Below are 19,332 nucleotides of genomic sequence, written 5' to 3'. Positions count from 1 at the left end.
GTCGATCGACGTCAGGACGATTGTCATCAAGAGGCCGGTTTTTGCAGTAGGACGTAGCGGCTTCGGAATCCGTCCAAATTGTGACTCTGAATGAGCGCGGGCTTGGGGGCCGGGGCGGGTTCGGCCGTTGGGGCGTCGTCCGCGTCGGACTCGTCTTCCTCTTCCCCGTCTTCTTCTTCTTCTTCTTCTTCTTCTTCCGGTTCGACCGGCAGGTAGGGCTGTTGGACTTCGCTGCCGCGACCGTCTCCGTTGTCATCGAGTTGGGCGTGTTCGGTTTGCAGTCGATCGATGGCGCGAAAACGTGCGGTGACTTCGATGCTGGTCGCCAAGTACAGGTCCAGCAGGGAAAGCGTTCCGTCACCGTCGATGTCGTGCAGTGTTTGGGTGTCGGCGCTGCCGTCGAGCACTGCGGCCAACGCATACGGCATCTCCGTTGCCGTGAATTCCAGATCCGCTTCGGTCGCGGTCAGGATGATGCGTCCCGGGCGCGCCAGCGGTTTGATCCAAAACCCGCTCAACGGTTGAGTCAACCAGAACACTTGTTCGTGGCACTCGATCGCGGCGGCCGCCTGTGCGAATTGACTTTGGTTGATGTCGCGTCCGGACACATTGAATTGGCTTTCCGCGCCGTAGGGGTGCGAATGACCGATCATCAACACCCAATACGCATCGCTCGGTTTCAACGTCTTGGCTGCGTCGGCCAAAGCGGTCTCGAGCGTGTCTCGCGTGCAGATTCCCGTTTCTGAATGCAGCGGTTGGAGTGCGGATTGCATCACTTCATCACCGGCCAAAATCGTCAGTTGTTCCGGCGGCACGCCGAGCACGGTTTGGGAGGTCGTGATCAGGCTCTCGATCGCTGCGGTCATTTGCTCGCGATGTCGATCATCACCGGGCAGCCCACAACAGATCAGCATGCGACGGTTGGCGACCGATGCGGCGGCGGCAGCCTCTGCATCGCTTTCCGCGGCAGCGGCGCCGACAGCGGCGATCATGCTCGTCGCAGCGAAGCAACCGAGCAACAGAACCTGCAACGGCAAACTTCGAACTTTCATCGCAACATCTCGGGGGTGGGAATAACGGAACACTAGCGGTCCGGGGTCGCGTCGACGAGCACCGCATGTTGTGACAGCAGGAGCGCCGAAACGCGATGTTTTTCAATTTGCATGTCCGATTGCGAACCATCAAATGACTGTACCCGGCCATTCCAGTTGACGATGTACCATCGCCCGCTGCGATCCGGTAAGACGACTGCAGTCATCGGGGGCATTTCCTGTCGGGCGTTCTCGGTCAATGTCTGGCTGTCCAGCAAATACAGTGTCTTGGGGGTCGAAGCCTGACGCCAATCACCACACAGCACCGCGATGAATCGCCCGTCGACCGACGAGCGGATGGACTGGATGGCGACAGACCCGCTTGGCGTGTCTTGTCCGAGATGTTTGTTGGTCCAGCGGGCGAGGGTTCGTCCGGATTGCAATTCCCAACGGATCACGGTCCCGGAGGAATCGGCAGAAAAGACGCCGCCGTCGGGAGTGACGGCCAGGCTGGTGACATCGGCAGCATGCCGGCCGAGCAAGGACACCGGCATGCCGGCCGCCAAATCCCACAAGCGAACGTTCCCCAGGGCATCACCAATGATGACCCGTCCGCTGGTCGGGATCTCGGCGATGGCCGTCAAGCTTTGACGGTCAAAGGCAAGTGGATCGGCTGATGGTCCCTCGATGACAAACCCCTCGCCGGTGATCGCGGAGAAGCGATAGCCCGAAACGTCAAACGAAAACCGTCCCCAGTCGCTGATCGGTGCCGCGTTCCAGAACCCACTCGGCGCCGCCGGCAATCGTTGTTCATCCCAATCCTGATTTGGCAGGTCGGACGTGATCGCTGACGGTGATGCCATCCTCTCCGGGTCGGAGGCCGACTCGGTCACCCGAACCCACTGGCGTGAAAGTTCCAACGAATAGACTTCAGGGTGGACCATCCAAATTGCGGCGCAGGCCAGTCCGCTGCCCCAGGTGTGCAGTCGTGAGCCGGCATGATCAAGCTCGTTCCGCATCAACAACCGCAGCCTTTCTTCCAAGGTCGCGGTCGGTTGCATCCCACTGGCAAAACCCGGCAATCCGACTTCGTGATCGCTGATGAAGTCCACCACGCGCAGCAGGGCCTCGGCGTAATGACGCGGCTTCGTGTCCAGGATCTTGACGGCCCAAGCGTCGCAACATGCTTCCTCGTGTCGTTCGAGTTGTTTTTGCGCGAAGTACACTCCGGGGAACCACCAGTAGACCGCCGAGACCGACCATTCCAACCAACGCACCCAATGATCCCGTCGCAAAAAGTGTGCAGTCTCGTGCGCCAAGAATGATCGGCGATCCGACGGTGAGAGCGATTGCCACAACGCTTCGGGGCAAACGATGATCGGCCGCGTCGCGAAACCGAACAGCATCGGCGAGACGTGGACGGACACCCGCACAACGCGTGGAGTGCGTCGGCCCAAGAGCCATCGGCGCTCGCGTTGCACGAACCCGCGGACCGTCGCGGTCGCTTCCTCATCATCGACGCCGCACTCGCCGATCAGATTGCGGAAACGAACCAGCCGGATGATTCCGTGTGCGACCAACGCAAGAAATCCGCCCGACCAAATCGCACCCAAGGCGCACACCAGACAGTTGAAACGCGACAGAGCCGAGTGAGGTGCGACTGGAGTGGCTGAGCCGGCGGCGGTGGCTGAAGCGCCGCCGCCGGCCAGGGTGTGTGGGGCCAAGTGGTCGTCGGTCGCTGGTTGCGCATCGGCGTCGTCGGGAAAGGGAGTGGTGGCGGACGCGATCGGCGGGGTGACGTCCTGAACGACGGGACGGGGAAAGAATGTGGGGATGGGCAGTGGGACCGAGACGATCGGCGGGGTGATCAGTTTGACGAAGAACATGACCCACAGCGCATGGGCGAGCGCCGCGCGTCGGCCATGGCGACCGACGGTCCATGCCAACACGCCGATCAACGACGCCAGGCAAAGGTTACCGATGATCACTGCGGCAACGGCCATCATTCGGCATCCAAGTCATCAAGAATCTTGCGGAGACGTTTTCGTTGACGCGAGTTGAACTTGGCCGACTTGACCAGGTGCGTCAGCAAGGTGGACATCGTTCCGTCACAGAGTTCGTCGGCGGTTGCTTGCAGCCGGTGTGAAATCAAGTGATCGCGATCGATGGCGGCTTGGAATTGATGCGGCCAGCAGTCGCGGTCTCGGGCGACACAGCCCTTGGCTTCCAGCCGGGAAATCAGTTTCTGGACCGTCGCAATATCCGACGGCGTTTCGGCACCGTACAGCCATTTGGAAAGCTGTTTCAGGGTCGCACGCTCGTGCTCCCACAGCTTCTCCAATATGGCCAGTTCGGCAGCGGTTACATCTTTGGAAGGTTTTGCCATTGTCTCTTTGTACGTCTAAAGGAGATTCGTCATGCCAATCCCGAAACTCGCCGCCAAACCCATTCGGTCGATAACAGACCGATTAAGCCTAGCCAAAGCCACGCACGATTCCATGCCGGAGTCGAATCAATGGTCGGCGGACCTCGAAATTCTTTGCGTCCACGCAGAAGCTCGCCCAATTGTTCCGGTTGGTCCAGTACCTGGCCGCCAGAAACCGCCGCCACGCGAGCCATCAATTCCTGATTGGGAAGTGGGTTTTGTTGTTCGAACGGATCGCTCAGGATCTGGATGGCCAGCGACGTGCTGTCGACTTGCGTACCGTGACTGAACGAGGATTCGGGTTCGGTGCCCTCGTACGCGGTCAGCTCAATCCGCATTCCGCTGTCGCCACTGGCCGCCGTTTCGCTGAGCATCAAATCCAGTTGATAAACGCCTTCTTCCAGATTGGATTTCAGCGGTAGTTCTTCCCCCCACGCGATCCGCGGTCCGACTTCTCCGCTTTGACGCACAAGATTGTCGGGCCAGAGGACAGGGGAATAGAGTGACATGTCGTCGAGCGATTCGGGTTCGAACATCGCCCAGATTCGATAGTGCTGTGATCGCCGGGCGGCTTCGTCATAGGCCGTCGCACGGATCGAAAGCCGCTGGCCGGGACGATAGAAACGTTGGTTGGATTGAACGACCAGTCGGCGTCGGCCGGTGGAGGATTCTTCGGTCGCCCAGTAGACCAGATTGCGCCAAAATTTTCCGGCCACCCGTTCCGGTTGGTCGCCCCAGGTCTGTGAGAGTTGTTCCAGTGCGGTCCCCGAGAGCGTGGCGCCGGAGACCAACACGCGGCCTCGTCCGGCACGTTGAGCGATCATGACGGGGGTTTGATCGTCACGCCGCTGGGCCAGTACCATCGCGTTGGGTTTCGCTTTGAAATCGGCTTGTCCGATCGACAGGTCCGGCAACGCCTGAATCAGCAGCTCGTTGAGTTGTTTTTCGATCCTCAGCCGCCAAATCGGGTGATTGGGAACCGTGACGTCGACGGCGGTGGGAATCGGGAACCCGGTGGATGCCGTTTCCAAGGTCACCGGCAGCAGCGGCGCGATCGGCGAGTCTTGCCAGCCGTCGGCCGAAAGCGATGGCGCACCGGTCACGATCAGCCCGCCGCCGCGGCCATCGATCCACTGCGTCAGCCATTGTTGTTGTTCATCTTCCAGCACCGCCGGCGTGACGTCGCTGAAGATCACACAGTCATAGGCAAACAGTTCGGCGCGGGTGCGTGGAAAGCCCGACGAGGCTTGGGTGAATCCGTCCGGGGAAAGTCGTCGCAAGGATTGACCGCCCATGCTGACCAACGTCGTGCATTCGACGTCTTCGTCGGCCACCAACGCCGATTGAATCGAAACGCCCGAGGTCGACGCTCGCGTGGGGCCGGGCGCGATCGGCAAAAACTGACTCAGCAACGACTGCGTCCCGGACGCTTGGCCGCTTTGAAGACACAGCACGCGAACCTTGGTCCGATCGATCTCCACCCGCGTCTCGACGCTGTTGTTTCGCCGCGTCAATTCACCTTCGACCGGATCCACCAGCACGATCAAGTCCTCGGGGCGTTCGTCGACGCGAAACATCAACGAAGCGGATTGGGCACCGCCGGAGAGCGTGATCGGCAAGGTCGCCAAATCGCCGCCCTGGCCGCCCTTACGTCGGATCCGGACCGTGGTTTGTTGACCGGCATAGCCGAAGCTGCGCATGAAAACTTGCAGTTCGTTCTCGGTGTATTTTCGCACCCGCGACGGCACGACGAGTGAAACAATCGCGATGTCGCCCGATCCCCCGGATTGCCCGATCGGTACGACATGAATCGGCACCTGGGACTTGCCAAAGATCTCCGACAAACGTTCCACCGATTCCGAAGCCCGCACCCGCCCGTCGGACAACAGCACCACACCGGCAGACGATTGGGCGCTGACTTGGGGCATCAACTGGCGCAGTGCGTCGGCCAGACGTGAGTCCGAGGCGTCGGGGCCTTCGATCGTTTCCGACGTACCACCCAACGTATCACGCGACGTACCGCGCGACGTACCGCGCGATGCGGAATCGGAAACCAAGGTGATGTCCACGGGGTCGCCGGCAGGCCGGTTTCCCACCAGCGTCGCTGCACCCGGTAGCGACGCGCCGGCGGATTGCGGCGACGCACCGCTGGGCTGGACCAGGGGCGACAACCGGTGACCAAATCGAAAGGCCTGGACGTCACCGGAATACCCCGGCCCGGCACTCTGCTGTGCTTCGCCGACAAATCGTAACGCTTGATCCCAACGACTCAGTTCGCCGCCGAGTTGCATGCTTTGCGAACCATCGAACAGATAGATCATCGAGGGCCGGGTCGTTTCGCCGGCCTGTTCGTCGATCTTGGTCGGCCCCAACAGGATCGCGACCAGGATCGCAATCGTTGCGGCGCGAATCACGATCAACCCGGTACGACCGTTGACCAACGAACGTCCCCAGAAGATTCGCAACACGAACCACAACAGGGCGCACGCGGCGACCAGTCCGATCCAGCCTCGGGGAGACAGCGGTGACGTCCAAGAAAAATACGTGTTGGCCAGTAACTCGATGCCGCTCATTGTGACTCTCCCGTGACGGCCGATTCCAGCTCGACAGAATTCTCGCGGGCCAGTGTTTCAAAGTACCCGTCGACGGCGCGACGATATTCCGTCGGAATCGGAGTTTGGCGGTCCACCGCGATCTCCAGCAGCATCACGTGTTGGATTCGCTTGCGGAGTTCGTCGGCGACCAGACGGACGCGGTTGGAGACCGAATCGCCGTCGCGGAACGTCAATCCTCCTCGGCCAGCCAACGGGCCGGTCATTTCGCCGTCACGGGATCCCTGGTCCTGCGTTTCCGTTGCATCCTCGTTTTGTCCGCCCTCGAGCAACTCGGCCAACTCCCGCAACGACTCGGCCCGTAACTCTTGCTTGAGATCTCGCAGGGCTCGTTCGGTTTCCGGCTTGGTGTTTTCGCCGCTTGTCCCGTTGCTTCCCATCTGGTTGGCCAATTGGCTGGCTTTTTGTTCCATGCGTCGCAAACGGGCAAGGCGTGGGGTGACGAGTTGTTGGTAAAGTCGTTCGAGACGATTGGCGGCTTGGGCGTATTCGACCGCCCGTTCGATCGCCTCGGAAGCTTCCGTTTCGTCCGTTTTGCCGTCGGCGTCCCGAACCCGGTCAGCGGCGGATCGGGTCGATTCGAGTTGTTCCAGAAAACGAGTTTCCTCGGCAAAGTTTCGCAGCTGATCGTTGACTTCGCTCATTTCGATGTCGCCGATGTCCGCTTGCGACGAGATCACTTCTTCCAGCGTTTCGCTGCGGGCTGCCATCCGTCGCGCCAGTCGTTCGGCCTCGGTTTCACGCTCGGGCGGACCGGTACCATCGGGATTTACGGCGTCGGGATTTACGGAGTCGGGATCACGGCCACCGCCGGGGGAGAGTGGGTCGAGGGTGCCGAGCTGATGTTCCATGCCGGCCAGGCCGCTGGTCAAATCCCGCAGAGACGAAACCCGCGTCACCGGTTCGGCGGCGGAGACCGCTTCGAGTTGCAGGCCCAGTTCTTCGATCAGATCGCTGACACTCTGGCCCCTGGCGGCCATCGATTCGAGTTCGCCCTCGCGTGCCAGCGTGGCCAGATCGTCCATCCCGGACTGGGCGTCATCCATCCGGCGGGTCATCAACTCGGACTGGGTCAATCGTTCCGCCAACGGTTCGCGGATCGCGTCGAGTCGCTCCAACAATTCGATTTGTTGTTCGTAGAGTGTTTCTTGGGGCGTGGGCGAGTCGTCATCGTTCATCGCGTCTTGGTCTTGGTCGATCGATTCCGAGGTGGCTGCGGAGGACTCGGCGTCGATTTCGTTTTCCTCAGCGGTCTCCTCAGAGTTCTCTCCAGCGTTTTCCTCTGCGCCCTCTGGATCGTTTTCGCCTTCGCCTTGGTTCGTCTCGGTTTGACCTTGACCGGTCGATGTCGCCGACGGCATGGACGTGTTTGACTGCGTTGCAAGGGGAGATCGTTGTCCCGACGCGGCCGACTGGGCGTTGACCGCCAGACGACGTTGCTGGGATGCGATTTGGATCAGCGAGTCGGCCAATTGGCGTTCGGTCTCGGGCGGGTCACGACGCAGTTTCTGTTGTAACTGACGCGCCAGTCGACGCAGTGCCTGTTGTTGGGACAGGCTCATGCGTTTGGTCAGAATGATTTCCAGCGTGCGGCGGGCTTCGGCCAATGAACGCAGGGCTTCTTCTTCTTGAACCAGGGCCAGATCCAACGAGCCGGCGGCCAGCGAATCGGCCGCTTGCAGCATCGCGGCTTCGGCCTGGTTGAGCGCTTCGACGTCGTCGTTTCCTCGCGAGATGAAGAACTCTGCCAGGAAACGCGTCAAGTCCGCGAGTTCACTTTGGTTTTCGACCAGGCGATCGATCGTTCCCAGTTGAGCGGCCATGTCGGTTCCGCCACGAACTAGTTTTCGCGTTCGATTGATCACAAACCGTTCGCGTCGAATGATCTCGTCCAAACGCACCAAGACTCGTGAGCCGGCGCCGTCGTTTCCGCCGGGCGGATCGATCTCTTGATAGAACTGTCGCAGCGGCCGGATGTCGATGTACCGCACCTCTGATTCGCTGCGATGGTTTCCCCAGGGGCGGTTGTCGACGGCATAGGCGTAGTACGCGATGTAGTCACGTTCGGAGAGGTCGAACGATTCCAGTGGCAACAGCTCCGCAAGCAGCAACCGGGTTTTTTCAGCCGGAGACGTCGTCGAAGCCTCGGCGTCGGATTCCGTCGTCCAGTCGGTCAGGATGTATTCATCGTCGCCACCGAGTTGGAATGCGATTCCGGATTCGATGATTCCATAGTCGTCGGAGACCTGGACGCCCAGCGGAACTTCGGCCAACGTGTGAACCCTGATCTCGTCGTTCGGTTCCCGCCAGCTGATTGAGGGGGCGGCGTCACGACGGATGCCCAACCGGCCGGCGACCGGTTCCATCGGAGTCCCGTCGGTACCCGAGCCAGAGAATCGCCAACGGATGGTATGGTCCGCGGGCAATGAAAACGTCCAACGCGTCCGGTCCAGGGGTGAATCCAAGGGTGTCGGTGATAGCTGTGACGTCCGCGGCCCCGTTTCCAGCACCGCCTGTTGCAGTGGATGGTTCAGTTCGATGGTGACGGTGACCTGGGAGCGTTCCAAGACGGTCAGGTCGGGCTTGGAAAACACGCGTGATTGCAATCCGGTGTACTCGGGCGGTTGGACGGTGATTTCGATCCGCTCGGTTTCGATCAACGGCTGGACATCGATCCGATGGATGGAGGTGGTTTGCCCGCTGGAGACGAATTGATATTCGATCGGCCAAGCCGCTTTGCCCAGGTTGGTGCGGAAGGTCTTTCGCCGATTGTCGGTCTCCGGCGCATCGGCCAGGACTTCGCTTTCGATCCACTCGGGCTCGGCTGCCGCGGCATCTTCGATCGCGTCGGTGTTGATTGGCCTGAGTTCACGGTAGCGAAGCAAGACGTCGCGATTGGTCCGTCCGACAAGTTCCAGGGAAACGTCCACGGGCGTTCCTTCCAGCAGCTTGATGTCGCCCGGTGTGACCATCAGCGTGGTATAGGGGCGGTCGATTCCGATCGCTCGCAGGAGCGCCAGACGCCAATCGCCGCCGGCAGTGAACAACCCGAGCAACACGGCAGCGGTGGCGGCGGTAGCGACCAGCGCCAACCACAGCGAACGAACGGGCACCAGGCGTGCAGGAGTGACGGATTCCCACCGCCCGAGTGTTTGATTGCCCAGTGCGGTCAACATTTCGTCGGGGCCTTGCACGCGTCCGGCGACCGTGTCGAGGACCGTTCGAATCCGCTGGCCGAAATCCTCGAAGGACCGCTCGACGATCCCCGCGAACGATCGTTGTCGGGTCAGGCGAAACAGCCAAACCGCTTGCCAGACCAGCAGCGCGGCGGCGATACCGATCGCGGTCATCATCGCGGTCGTCCGCCAGGTGTGCGGCCATTCCCAGCGATAGTCAATCATTCCCAGCAACACCCACACGGCCAGCAAAAACACTGCCGCGACGCTGGCCGTGGTGGCCAGGCGAACGGTCAGGTACCTGCGACGCAGGGCCGTGAATTGGCGAGCGACTTGATAGGCGACGTCGGGAGCGTTCATGCGGATGTCCGATTGGCAAGTGAAAACTCGGCGGTCAACAACACCACGGCCACGGCGGCAAACCAGGGCCACAATTCGTGCTTGTGCTCGCCTTGGACGGTTTCGGCCACTTCGCTGGTCCCCGAATCAGCCGGGGTGATCTGAAAGTGTTCGGTGAATTGTTCGACCGGAATGCGTGTCGGATCGGATTCCTTGGCCGTTGAATTGATGACGTACAACGCGCCGCCGGATTGTTCGAATCCGATTCGACCGAACGTGAGCGATTCTGTGTCGACGGTGCTCGCCGAAACGGTTCGCAGTGCGGCAGGATCCGAGGACGCTCGCTGTGCCATTGGCAGGGTCGAAAGGTCGCGTCGGTCGCCGACCGAGCGGTAACGGATCTTGCCTTCGCCGGTCAGGTCCAGCAGATCGCCGGCCATCTGATGAACCAACGGCAGGTACAACGGGCTGGTCGTCCAGTTGCCCCAACTGGCATCGGCACTGGAGAGAAACCAGACCACATCACCCTGTCCCAATCGGTGTCGCGTCAGCGCCGGTCGGTCCTCTTCAAAACGCGCCAAGACGGCGGTCCGTTCGTCGGGTCGGACCGGCAGGATTTGATCGAACGACAGGCGACCGAGGTCGCCGGATTGCGGGTCGGCAAACGGAGACAACATCGGATTGGCCGAATCGACCGAGGTGATGCGAAACGGCATCGCACCGCTGCGCATCGGCGTTTGGATCGTTCCCGGGGCCAAGCCCGACTGTTGCCAGGCCGCGTGAGATGCTGCCGATGCGCCGCCACTGCCGTCGTTGCTGCCGTCGCCGGCAAACACCAACAGCTTGCCGCCGGCGGAGACATAGGTTTCCAGTCGCTGGATCCAACGCTCCGGCAGCGATCTGCAATCGGTCACGACGACCAACTCGGTGCGGCCCGGATGGATTTCGGGCAGGGCGTCGTCGTACAGAAAGACGACTTGGGGGTCAAACAATCCCGACCGGGGTGTTGTTTGTCGGCCGTCGTCGTCGGCTTGCTCGGCATCGACGCTCTGTTCCGGCTTGCGACTGGTCTGTCGCAGCGCCGCGGCCAGATAAAAACTTTCGGCCAACTGTGCCCCGTCACGCGAGCCGCCGTCGACGACCAAGACCGGGGCCGGCTGAGCGATCTCGAATGCCGTCATCCGTCGATTGTCGACGGCCAAATCGTCTTCGACGTCCAATTGCACCGTGACCTGCCAGGTGCCCGGTTCCAGTTTTCCGAAGTCGAACGACAGTTCTTGGGCCTGTCCGTCGGGCAGATTGATCGACTTTTTCAGTCGCACGCTGCGTCGGCCGTTGGTCGCCGTCGCCGTCATCGGAATCTCTTCCATCGGCAAGGTGCCGAAGTTGAACAACGTGGCGTTGATCAGCGTGTCACGCTCGGGTGAGAGTCGTTTCGACGTGGTCGTGACCGTTTGGATGGCCAAGTTGTTCGCCGCCGGTCGGCCCACATCGATCACCCGGACAGGCAGGTGCTTGGGCATCTGTAGCGTCGCGGTCTCCAACGCGTCGGAGGCCAGGCCGGACTGTTGCAGGTCCGACAGGAGCACGACATCGGCAATCGCGTCGGAATCCGCGGCGACGCGATCGCGGGCCCAGCGGAGAGCGGCCAGGTAGTTCGTGTCGCCGACGACACTGCGTGGCGCCGACACGCGGGCCAGGTTGCCGTCGAAGGGTTCCACACTGGAATCAAACCAAGCCCAGAGGATCGTGGCGTCGGTCCCCAGTTCGGCGGCCACGTCTTTCGCTTTGGCCACCGCATCGTCGATCAACCGTCCGCCTTGGCCCGGCATGCTCATGCTGGCCGAGCGGTCGATCAACATCACGCGCAAACGATCTCCGTCGCGGCGGATGGTTTCGGGCAAGTAGGGGCGTGCGAACAGCAGCACCAACACGGCGACCGTGGCCATGCGTGTCAGCAGCAACAACCAGCGACGGATTTTGCGACGTTGGGCGCCGTCCTGCATCACCTCTTGCAGGAAACGCATCGTCCCCAATTCCACACGACGAACCTGCCAGCGGCTGAGCAAATGCACCAGCACTGGGATCGCGACGGCCAGGCCGCCAATCAGGAATCCGGTTTGAATGAAGTTCATCGATAAACGGGGGTGTGTCGCTCGTGTGTCGTTCTACGGATGCTCGTGGCAGGACCAACGAGCGACAAAACATCAGGTGGATCGTTTCACTAAATAATCGACCAACGCCGCGGTCGGCGGCTGGTCGGTCGTCAACTCGATACGGTCAACGCCCTGGTGCAAACAGGCTTCATCCAGCTGATCACACCAGTGTTCGATTTTCTTTAAGTAATCTGCGCGAATGCTTTCCATGTTGGTCGTCAGTTCGGCGGGGCCTTCCATGTCCAACACCCGAAAGCGTCCACTTTCGGCCAAATAGCGTTCAAAGGGATCCAGCAAGTGAAACACGATGACCTCGTGTCCGCGGTGGCGCAATTGCTGCAGCCCTTTCTTGATGCCTTCGACGTCGTCATCGACGAGGTCGCTGAGGATCACGACGACGCCGCGGTGGCGGGCCAATGCGGCGGCCTGTTCGAGCGACTTGGACAATGCGGTGACGTTGGATTCGGGACGGGTCGCCAACAGGCTCAGGCAATCTTCCCAGCGTCCCGGTTTCGCCGAGGGATCCATGTAGTGGCGGACGCCGTCATCGAACAACCCCAGCCCGACCGCGTCACGCTGTTTGAGCGCCAACGCGGCGAACGCGGCGGCCAAGGTCGCGGCGTACTCATGTTTGGTCATCGCCCCTTCGACCTTGCACTGCATCGATCGGCTGGCGTCGACGAACAGGTACAGGTTCAGGTTGGTCTCGGCGTCAAACTCTTTGACGTAGAGTTTTCGCTGGCGGGCAAACAGTTTCCAATTGACGTGCCGCAGATCATCGCCGGGGCCATAGCGGCGGTGCGAGGAAAACTCGACGCTGTAGCCGATGAACGGGCTGCGGTGCAAACCCTGCAAGAAGCCTTCCACCACGCCGCGGGCGCGGAGTTCGATCGAACTGAGTCGCGCCAGTTCGTCCAGTTTGAGCCAATCGGGTTGGCTGGGTTGACCGGCCGATTGCGACTTGGAGGCTTTCTTGGGTTGGGGACTGGCGATCAAGAGACATCCTCCTTGACCGCTTTGAGCAACGCATCGATCACATCATCGGAATCGACGTTGTCGGCGCGGCCATGGAAGTTCAGCACCAACCGGTGTCGCAGCACCGGATGGGCCAGCGCCGCGATGTCCGCGAAATCGACGTGATAGCGGCCTTCCAGGACCGCGCGTGCTTTGCCGGCCAACACCAATGCCTGGCCGGCGCGAGGGCTGGCGCCGTAGGTGACATACTTTCGCACCATCTCGACTTCACTGCCGACCATGGTCGCGCCGCGATCGCTCAGCCGTGGTCGTGTCGCCGCGACCAATCGGGCCGCGTACATGATGACGTCGTCGGAGACCGGCACGCTGCGGACGATCTCCTGCAATTGCAACAAGTCGGCCGCTGAGAGAACCGCCGAGGGTTCAAACGTGTCCGTCCCGGTCGTGCCGCGGATGATGTCTGCTTCCTCTTGGATCGTCGGATAGCGGACGCGGATGTTGAACATGAATCGATCGACTTGGGCCTCCGGCAGCGGGTAAGTGCCTTCCATTTCGATCGGGTTTTGCGTCGCGACGACGAAAAACGGAGGGTCCAATTCGTAGGTGGTGTTGCCGACCGAAACCTCGTGTTCCTGCATCGCCTGCAGCAACGCCGCTTGCGTCTTCGGCGGCGTCCGGTTGACTTCATCGGCCAACAGAAAATTCGTAAAGATCGGACCGGGGACGAATTTCAATTGGTGTCCGCCGCCGCCCTCCTGTTCTTCAATCACGTCGGTGCCGGTGATGTCCGATGGCATCAAGTCGGGCGTGAACTGAACGCGTTTGAATTTCAGATCCAGGGTCGACGACAGGGTCCGTGCCATCAGCGTCTTGCCCAGTCCCGGCACCCCGTGCAGCAGCACGTGGCCGCGGCAGAGCAACCCCAGCAGCAACAGATCGACGACGTCCTGTTGCCCCACGATGACTTTGCCGACTTCTTCACGAAGCCGCCTCCGGGATTCACGCAGCTTGTCCACCTGGTCAAGCAGTTGGCCATTCTTGGAGGGTTGTGTCTGGGACGCCGGCGTCTGGGTGGACTGGGGCGAAGAAAGGTTTTCGGTTGTGCGACTCATCCGGCTAGCTTGTCTGCGTTGGAGGCTTCGGTTTTATCGATCAGGTGATCCTGATCTTGATCCAGTTGGTGAAAGACATCACGTGGTCCTAAGAATTCGTCCCAGGTCAGGTCGCCGTCCCCGTTGCGATCCATTCTCTGGAACCAGATCGGCCCGCTTGGAGGTGCCAACAGTGCGGCCGGTGTCTCGGCCGACGGCCGATCGACGCGGCCGAACAAACTGACCCCGCCGCGTTTGATTTCGATGCGGTACGAGGCGGTCATTTGGGATGGATTGATCTGGGGCTGATCGCCCGCGACCGCCATCAATGTCTGTTCACAGCGACGCAACTCGCGAATCGAAATTCTGCCGTCGGCGTTAACGTCCAGCAATTGAAAGAAACCGTTGCCGGTGTCCAGCAACGTGACTTGGCACGACGTCGATGCCGGTTCGGTGTACTCTTTGACGTAACTCATCATTTCGTCGGCGAACACTCGGTCGTCACCGTCTTTGTCCATCGCGTCAAACAGGTAGCGTTCGAAACGCTGGTGTTCGACGATTTCGTCTCGATCCAAATAACCGTTGGCGTCGACATCGATCGCGTTGAAGGCATCCGACGCGTTGCTGATCGCTTCGGCCATCGGGTCGCGATAGCGATAGCTGACCCCCAAACTGACCGAATCGCGTTTGATGCGAACCAGGTCGTCTCGAACCGAGATCGAGTCATCGTCGAGGTGACCGAGCACCTTCATCGCCTGGCCGCCGGTGTCACTCAAGTCGACGCTTAAGCTCAGATCGGGCTTTGCCGATGTGATCGTTGACAGCTCTTGCATGCTCAAGCGTTGGTTGCCGTCGGCGTCCAGCGCTGCGATTCGCGGACCGCTCCAGCCGAGTTCGTCGGCGGTCAGGTGCGCGTCGCGGTCACGATCATAGCGACGGACCAGGCGGGCCGGCAAAATCGGCTCGGCGGCATTGCGAAGCAATTCGGCATGCACCGATCCGGGTGGCTCTTGGTCGATCGCATTGACGACCACGCCGTTCATCATGTCCACCGATTCGGACAGGAACTCGTCGAAGGTGATGCACTGGTCAAAGTCACTGTCACGCTCGGCGATTCCGGCCGCGGCCAGACGCATCTCGCGTCGGTCGATCAATCCCGATTGATCTTGATCCAGCACATTAAAAACACTCAAGTCCTGTTCCGCCAACGCATTGTTTTGACGGTAGGTGACCAATTGGCCGGCCGCTCGATCGACCGCCAGGGCCAACTCGCGCTCGGTGAAGGGACGGCGACTGCGGAGCGAACTGAGAAACTTGTTGCCTTCGAACCGTCGCGAGGTGGTGAACAGCGGATGGTTGCTCGTTTCCTCGCGACTGACTTTGCCGTCCATGTCCGTGTCCAGTGTCGCGACCAGTCGATCGAGGTAGTCTTGCCGCGTTTGCTCCAATGATTTTCCCTGGTTGGTGATCTGGACACGCACGTGCAGCGGACCGTTGGGCAGCAACAGCAACATGTCGTGCATGCCGGAGGGCCGTTCGGCGTCGGCACCCTTTGCGGCGGCCGGGATGATCGGGGCCAGTGCGATCGAGGCCAATGCGACCGAGGCCAGTGCGATCGTGAGCCATGCGGTGTTCATCAGCTTGACGCGAGGGTCCGCTCGCCGACTGGAACAAAAACCTTTCATCCGAGCAACTCCCGAATCGGCGTTCCACCTTCGTCGACCAATGGGATCGGTCGGTTGCCCATCGCGTTGTCGCCGCCGGAATCGATGCCCAGCCCTTCCAACAGGGTGGCGTACAGATCGCTGGCGGTGACCGGATTGTCGCTGACCTCCATCCCGTCGGCGGAGGTTTTGCCGTAAACCTGGCCGCCGGCGATCGACCCGCCGGCCAACGCCACGCTCCAGGCGTCGGGGAAATGGTCTCGGCCGCGGTTGGGATTGATCTGCGGCGTTCGTCCGAATTCACCCATCCAGACGACGAGAGTCGAATCGAGCAGGCCGCGGTCTCGCAGGTCCTTCAGCAGCGTCGACCAGGCCGGGTCGAGGACCTCGCACATCGAACTGACCGCGCTGAAGTTGTCGACATGTGAATCCCAGGATCCTTGTGCGGCGGCGTCCAACGAGACTTCGACGAACGGAACGCCGCGCTCGACCAAGCGACGTGCCAGCAAGCAACCCTGGCCGAACCGATTGCGGCCGTATGCGTCCCGCAACTCGGTCGGTTCTTCATCCAATTCAAAAGCCCCCTCGCCACGCGTTTCCACCATCCGCATCGCTTGGTCATAGACCGAAGCGTGCTTGAGGGCGGCCGGTGACGACGAGGGGGCACCCTGGCGCAACATGTTCAGTAAGCCTTGACGCTCCAGCAGGGCGTCGGGGTTGCCGCCGGCAACCTCCAAGTTTTCCACCGTCAAATTGGCTCGGGTATTGGGATCGTTGCTGGCACCCGAGACGACCAACGGAGAATGGTCCGGACCCAAGAAACCGGATCCCAGGTTGCCGAATCGAAAGGGTGCGATCGAGACGAAGCCGGGCAGCGGCGAATCGGCCGGTTTGAGTCGATGCGAGATCAAGGACCCCAACACCGGATAGTCGGTCATGCCGCCCATCGGCCGATAACCGGTCATCATCAATTGTGTCGCCCGGCCGTGATCGCCTTCGCGGGTCTTCATCGAACGCACCAATGCGACGTCCTTCATCTGGGTCGCCAATCCGGGCAAGTTTTGGCTCAATTCAATCCCCGGCACGGCGGTGGAAATCGCTTGCGTCGGACCGCCGTTGCGGTGCCCGGGTTTCGGATCCAACGTCTCCATTTGACTCGGTCCGCCGGCCATCCACAACAAGATGCAGGCCTTCGGTGGGCGTTTGGTTCCAGCCGCCCTGGCCAGTTTGGGCAGCCATGGTGAACAGCTGATCCCGCCCAGGGAAGCGGCGGCGATGCGAAACAAATCACGTCGCGAAAACGTTTCGAAGGATCGTGTCATCGACATAGCACAAACTCCGGGCTGTTCAGGAGCGCCCACAAGATTTCGCCGAACGCTTTGCGGCGCGTCGTTTCGTCCGGCTTGTTGTCCAAGTACTCGGTCAGTGATTGCTTTTCGGCCTCGGAGGGCTCGCGCGTGAGCACGGCCAGATAGAGCGTTTCAATCCGTTTGTCCTCGTCGAAAAACGGCGACTCGACCACCGCACGCAGCAATCGGCTGCGGTCCAAATCAATCGCGTCGGAGGTGACCGGACCGTTCATCATCATCAACGCTTGCGGGATGCCCGACGCATAATCTTCCGGTGTTTCTCCGATCGCTTCGCCCAGTCGGTTGACCATCTGGGCGCGGGCGCCGGTCCAACGCGGCGCCGCAGGATCGATCCGGCTGATCGGTAAATGAAGAGACTGTTCGAGTGAATCAAAAACCTGTTCGGGACTGATGACTTTTAATTCCCGGCGGAACGTCTCGTCCGAATCCGTTTCCGACATCGCACGTGCGGCATACCAGTTCGTTTTACAGATGGCCGCAATCAAACGCTGCACATGAAACCCGTCCTCGGAAAATTTTTGCCCCAAATCATCCAGGAACGCGCGCTCGTCTTCATTCGCCAAATCCAGGTTTTCGATATCGGCGTACAGCCCACGACCGACCAGCAATTGCCAAAACCGATTGACCGCCGTCGCCGCAAAATTCGGGTTCTTCGGGGACGTCATCCAGCGAGCCAGGCGGACGCGCGGCGCACGTGTGACGTCGTCGAGCGGCGTGTCTTCCCACAACACCTTCGCCCGGTACGTCTCGCCTTCGAATCGGATTTCGCCGCTCTTGCCCGTCGGCCGCGATCCGTCGGGGTTATCGATCGAACCGTTGATGTCGCTGTAAAACGCCGCCAATCCCCAAAAGTCGTGTTGCTTCCAATCGGTGAAGGGATGGTCATGGCATTGCGCGCAATCAAGACGAACGCCCAGCATCACCCGCGACAGATTGCCGGCATAGGTTTCCGGAGTGCCCCCGACCAATCGGTAATACCCGCCGGCGGCATCGGGCGACTGGATCTGAGTGATCTCTCGCATCATTTCGTCGTACGGCTTTCCTTCGCGAAACGCGTCGGCCAGCCAGGTCTCTAAACCTTGCGCTGAACCGGTGACGACCGCGCCCGGCGGAATCAACACGCGACGCCAATGCCGCGCAAGACTCGACGCCGAGAGCCGCGTGTAGGTGTCCCGTCGCGGCCCCTCGCCGAACACCAGTTCGTTCACCAACAGCTCGCGGCGGTCCTCGCCGAGTGTCTGGAAGTCGCGGATCTCTGAAACGCTCGGCACGCGGCCGACCAGATCCAGATAAACACGTCGGACAAACGTCAGGTCGCTGCACGGAGCCGGCGGCTTGCCCCAAATCTGTTCTCCCCGCTGGTCAATCCACTGTGAAAGCGTGTCGCCCTGGGAGTCCGCGAACGTAGTCCCGGGTCGCCAGACGACGGCGACCGTCAATAGCATCAAGAGAACGGCTGGCTTGTTCATCGAAGTGCCTTTTCACCCGTGGTGTGCAGTCGCGGCGGCGTCGCGACTGGCTTGCTGATGAGCAATATAGACACTAGGTCTATATTGGTCAAGCGGATTTTGGATTAAAATGATTTGTAGACGAAATACGGTGTATGGGGCCGTTGGATCGCCCAGTCGGTTTCCCAGACGAGCGAGTCGGCGTGCCGTACCTGCGTCGGCACGATGCTCATTCGTGCCAGGGCGTATCGCCAGGCTTGCCGGTCACCATCGTGGTAGGCTTCGATCAGCAGGAGGACTTCCGGATCGGTTCCTTGGACGAACGTGAACACCGCACCGTCGATCAGGTCGGCGTTGGCTCGATTGGATTTGGACGCGCTGGATTTGGACGCCGCTTCATCGAGTTCGTAGCGGTAAACGGGGGTGTCGAGTAAACGGAGTTCGACCGGGTTTTTGTCCGGAGGGACCAGCTGGGAAGAAAACTTGCGTGCCAGGACTCGCATCTGTCGCAGCCGCAGGAACGCGGATTGGGCCGGACGCGGAGCTGATTCGATCGGTGTCCACTGGATGCCTGGTCCGGCGGGCTGCCACATCAGTCGGTCGTTGCTGTCGGCGTTGAGAGCCTGCTCGCTGAGTGATTGAAATTCCAGGTCGATGACATCTTCGCCGACCGGGTACAGGCACAGCGCGACCTGTGGGCGGCCTGACGCGGTCCACAGGTACATGGCGCCCGCCGGGGTCTGGCGTTCGGGGTTGCTCCAGCTGAGCGCGGGTTGCGGGTGACGCGTGAACGGTTCCCGAGAACGCCCCGATGGTGCGATCGAGATCCGGTCGGCCAACTCCGCAAAGCGGTCTCGGATCACCTCGGGTTTCGGCTGGGCGGGTTGCTGGGCGGGTTGCTGTGCAGTGGAGCTGGAGATGCTCACCAGCAAAAACAGCGTGACGACAACGGCGTGGAACGGCTTTAGGCGGCGGACCATCAAAAGGGGCTCTCCTAACAGGCGTCGGCTGATCGAAAGTAGATGAATTGTCTAATGTCGCAGTC

12 protein-coding genes are annotated in these 19,332 nt (G+C 60.9%); all 12 read right to left on the bottom strand.

What is annotated here, in order from left to right; translation table 11 throughout:
• Positions 1-26: 26 nt before the first annotated feature.
• The 12 genes from TBK1r_RS35800 to TBK1r_RS35745 all read right to left on the bottom strand — a co-directional run bounded on the left by TBK1r_RS35800 (position 27) and on the right by TBK1r_RS35745 (position 19,267).
• On the bottom strand, positions 27-1,052 hold the full coding sequence (locus TBK1r_RS35800; protein WP_145220787.1) for a hypothetical protein: 1,026 nt from the start codon (positions 1,050-1,052) through the stop codon (positions 27-29).
• A 32-nt stretch (positions 1,053-1,084) separates the two neighbouring features.
• Positions 1,085-3,037 (bottom strand): M56 family metallopeptidase, encoded by a 1,953-nt coding sequence (locus tag TBK1r_RS35795; protein WP_145220784.1) that lies wholly within the window; start codon positions 3,035-3,037, stop codon positions 1,085-1,087.
• Positions 3,034-3,417 carry a BlaI/MecI/CopY family transcriptional regulator gene (locus TBK1r_RS35790; protein ID WP_095736280.1) on the bottom strand — a complete coding sequence of 128 codons (384 nt, stop codon included), beginning with the start codon at positions 3,415-3,417 and terminating at the stop codon, positions 3,034-3,036. The genes TBK1r_RS35795 and TBK1r_RS35790 overlap by 4 nt, the downstream gene beginning before the upstream one ends.
• A 29-nt stretch (positions 3,418-3,446) precedes the next feature.
• Positions 3,447-6,029 carry a glutamine amidotransferase gene (locus TBK1r_RS35785; protein ID WP_145220782.1) on the bottom strand — a complete coding sequence of 861 codons (2,583 nt, stop codon included), beginning with the start codon at positions 6,027-6,029 and terminating at the stop codon, positions 3,447-3,449.
• Positions 6,026-9,604, bottom strand: coding sequence for a coiled-coil domain-containing protein (locus TBK1r_RS35780; RefSeq protein WP_145220780.1), 3,579 nt, complete (start codon positions 9,602-9,604; stop codon positions 6,026-6,028). Before TBK1r_RS35780 ends, TBK1r_RS35785 begins: the two co-directional genes overlap by 4 nt.
• A complete protein-coding gene (locus tag TBK1r_RS35775) occupies positions 9,601-11,718 on the bottom strand; it encodes a BatA domain-containing protein (RefSeq protein WP_145220778.1) in 2,118 nt (705 codons plus the stop codon). Before TBK1r_RS35775 ends, TBK1r_RS35780 begins: the two co-directional genes overlap by 4 nt.
• 72 nt (positions 11,719-11,790) lie before the next feature.
• On the bottom strand, positions 11,791-12,735 hold the full coding sequence (locus TBK1r_RS35770) for a DUF58 domain-containing protein (protein ID WP_145220776.1): 945 nt from the start codon (positions 12,733-12,735) through the stop codon (positions 11,791-11,793).
• The gene (locus TBK1r_RS35765) at positions 12,732-13,826 is read right to left on the bottom strand and encodes an AAA family ATPase (RefSeq protein WP_145220774.1); all 1,095 of its coding nucleotides are present in this window, start codon (positions 13,824-13,826) and stop codon (positions 12,732-12,734) included. Before TBK1r_RS35765 ends, TBK1r_RS35770 begins: the two co-directional genes overlap by 4 nt.
• Positions 13,823-15,490: an EF-hand domain-containing protein gene (locus TBK1r_RS35760; RefSeq protein ID WP_145220772.1), complete on the bottom strand. Its 1,668-nt coding sequence runs from the start codon at positions 15,488-15,490 to the stop codon at positions 13,823-13,825. Before TBK1r_RS35760 ends, TBK1r_RS35765 begins: the two co-directional genes overlap by 4 nt.
• Positions 15,487-16,797: a DUF1501 domain-containing protein gene (locus tag TBK1r_RS35755; RefSeq protein ID WP_095736273.1), complete on the bottom strand. Its 1,311-nt coding sequence runs from the start codon at positions 16,795-16,797 to the stop codon at positions 15,487-15,489. Before TBK1r_RS35755 ends, TBK1r_RS35760 begins: the two co-directional genes overlap by 4 nt.
• The gene (locus TBK1r_RS35750) at positions 16,788-18,308 is read right to left on the bottom strand and encodes a DUF1549 domain-containing protein (RefSeq protein ID WP_145220770.1); all 1,521 of its coding nucleotides are present in this window, start codon (positions 18,306-18,308) and stop codon (positions 16,788-16,790) included. Before TBK1r_RS35750 ends, TBK1r_RS35755 begins: the two co-directional genes overlap by 10 nt.
• 104 nt (positions 18,309-18,412) lie before the next feature.
• Positions 18,413-19,267: a hypothetical protein gene (locus tag TBK1r_RS35745; protein ID WP_145220768.1), complete on the bottom strand. Its 855-nt coding sequence runs from the start codon at positions 19,265-19,267 to the stop codon at positions 18,413-18,415.
• Positions 19,268-19,332: the final 65 nt, after the last annotated feature.

It is taken from the genome of Stieleria magnilauensis, from assembly GCA_007753675.1.
Lineage (GTDB): Bacteria > Planctomycetota > Planctomycetia > Pirellulales > Pirellulaceae > Stieleria > Stieleria magnilauensis.
The sequence above is the reverse complement of the archived record's forward strand: the minus strand, read 5'-3'. Positions and strand labels throughout refer to the sequence as shown.

Coding starts and splice junctions, on each gene's coding strand:
- TBK1r_RS35765 (WP_145220774.1), bottom strand. CDS start 13,826: ATGAGTCGCACAACCGAAAACCTTTCTTCGCCCCAGTCCACCCAGACG.
- TBK1r_RS35785 (WP_145220782.1), bottom strand. CDS start 6,029: ATGAGCGGCATCGAGTTACTGGCCAACACGTATTTTTCTTGGACGTCA.
- TBK1r_RS35780 (WP_145220780.1), bottom strand. CDS start 9,604: ATGAACGCTCCCGACGTCGCCTATCAAGTCGCTCGCCAATTCACGGCC.
- TBK1r_RS35800 (WP_145220787.1), bottom strand. CDS start 1,052: ATGAAAGTTCGAAGTTTGCCGTTGCAGGTTCTGTTGCTCGGTTGCTTC.
- TBK1r_RS35760 (WP_145220772.1), bottom strand. CDS start 15,490: ATGAAAGGTTTTTGTTCCAGTCGGCGAGCGGACCCTCGCGTCAAGCTG.
- TBK1r_RS35750 (WP_145220770.1), bottom strand. CDS start 18,308: ATGAACAAGCCAGCCGTTCTCTTGATGCTATTGACGGTCGCCGTCGTC.
- TBK1r_RS35790 (WP_095736280.1), bottom strand. CDS start 3,417: ATGGCAAAACCTTCCAAAGATGTAACCGCTGCCGAACTGGCCATATTG.
- TBK1r_RS35795 (WP_145220784.1), bottom strand. CDS start 3,037: ATGATGGCCGTTGCCGCAGTGATCATCGGTAACCTTTGCCTGGCGTCG.
- TBK1r_RS35775 (WP_145220778.1), bottom strand. CDS start 11,718: ATGAACTTCATTCAAACCGGATTCCTGATTGGCGGCCTGGCCGTCGCG.
- TBK1r_RS35755 (WP_095736273.1), bottom strand. CDS start 16,797: ATGTCGATGACACGATCCTTCGAAACGTTTTCGCGACGTGATTTGTTT.
- TBK1r_RS35745 (WP_145220768.1), bottom strand. CDS start 19,267: ATGGTCCGCCGCCTAAAGCCGTTCCACGCCGTTGTCGTCACGCTGTTT.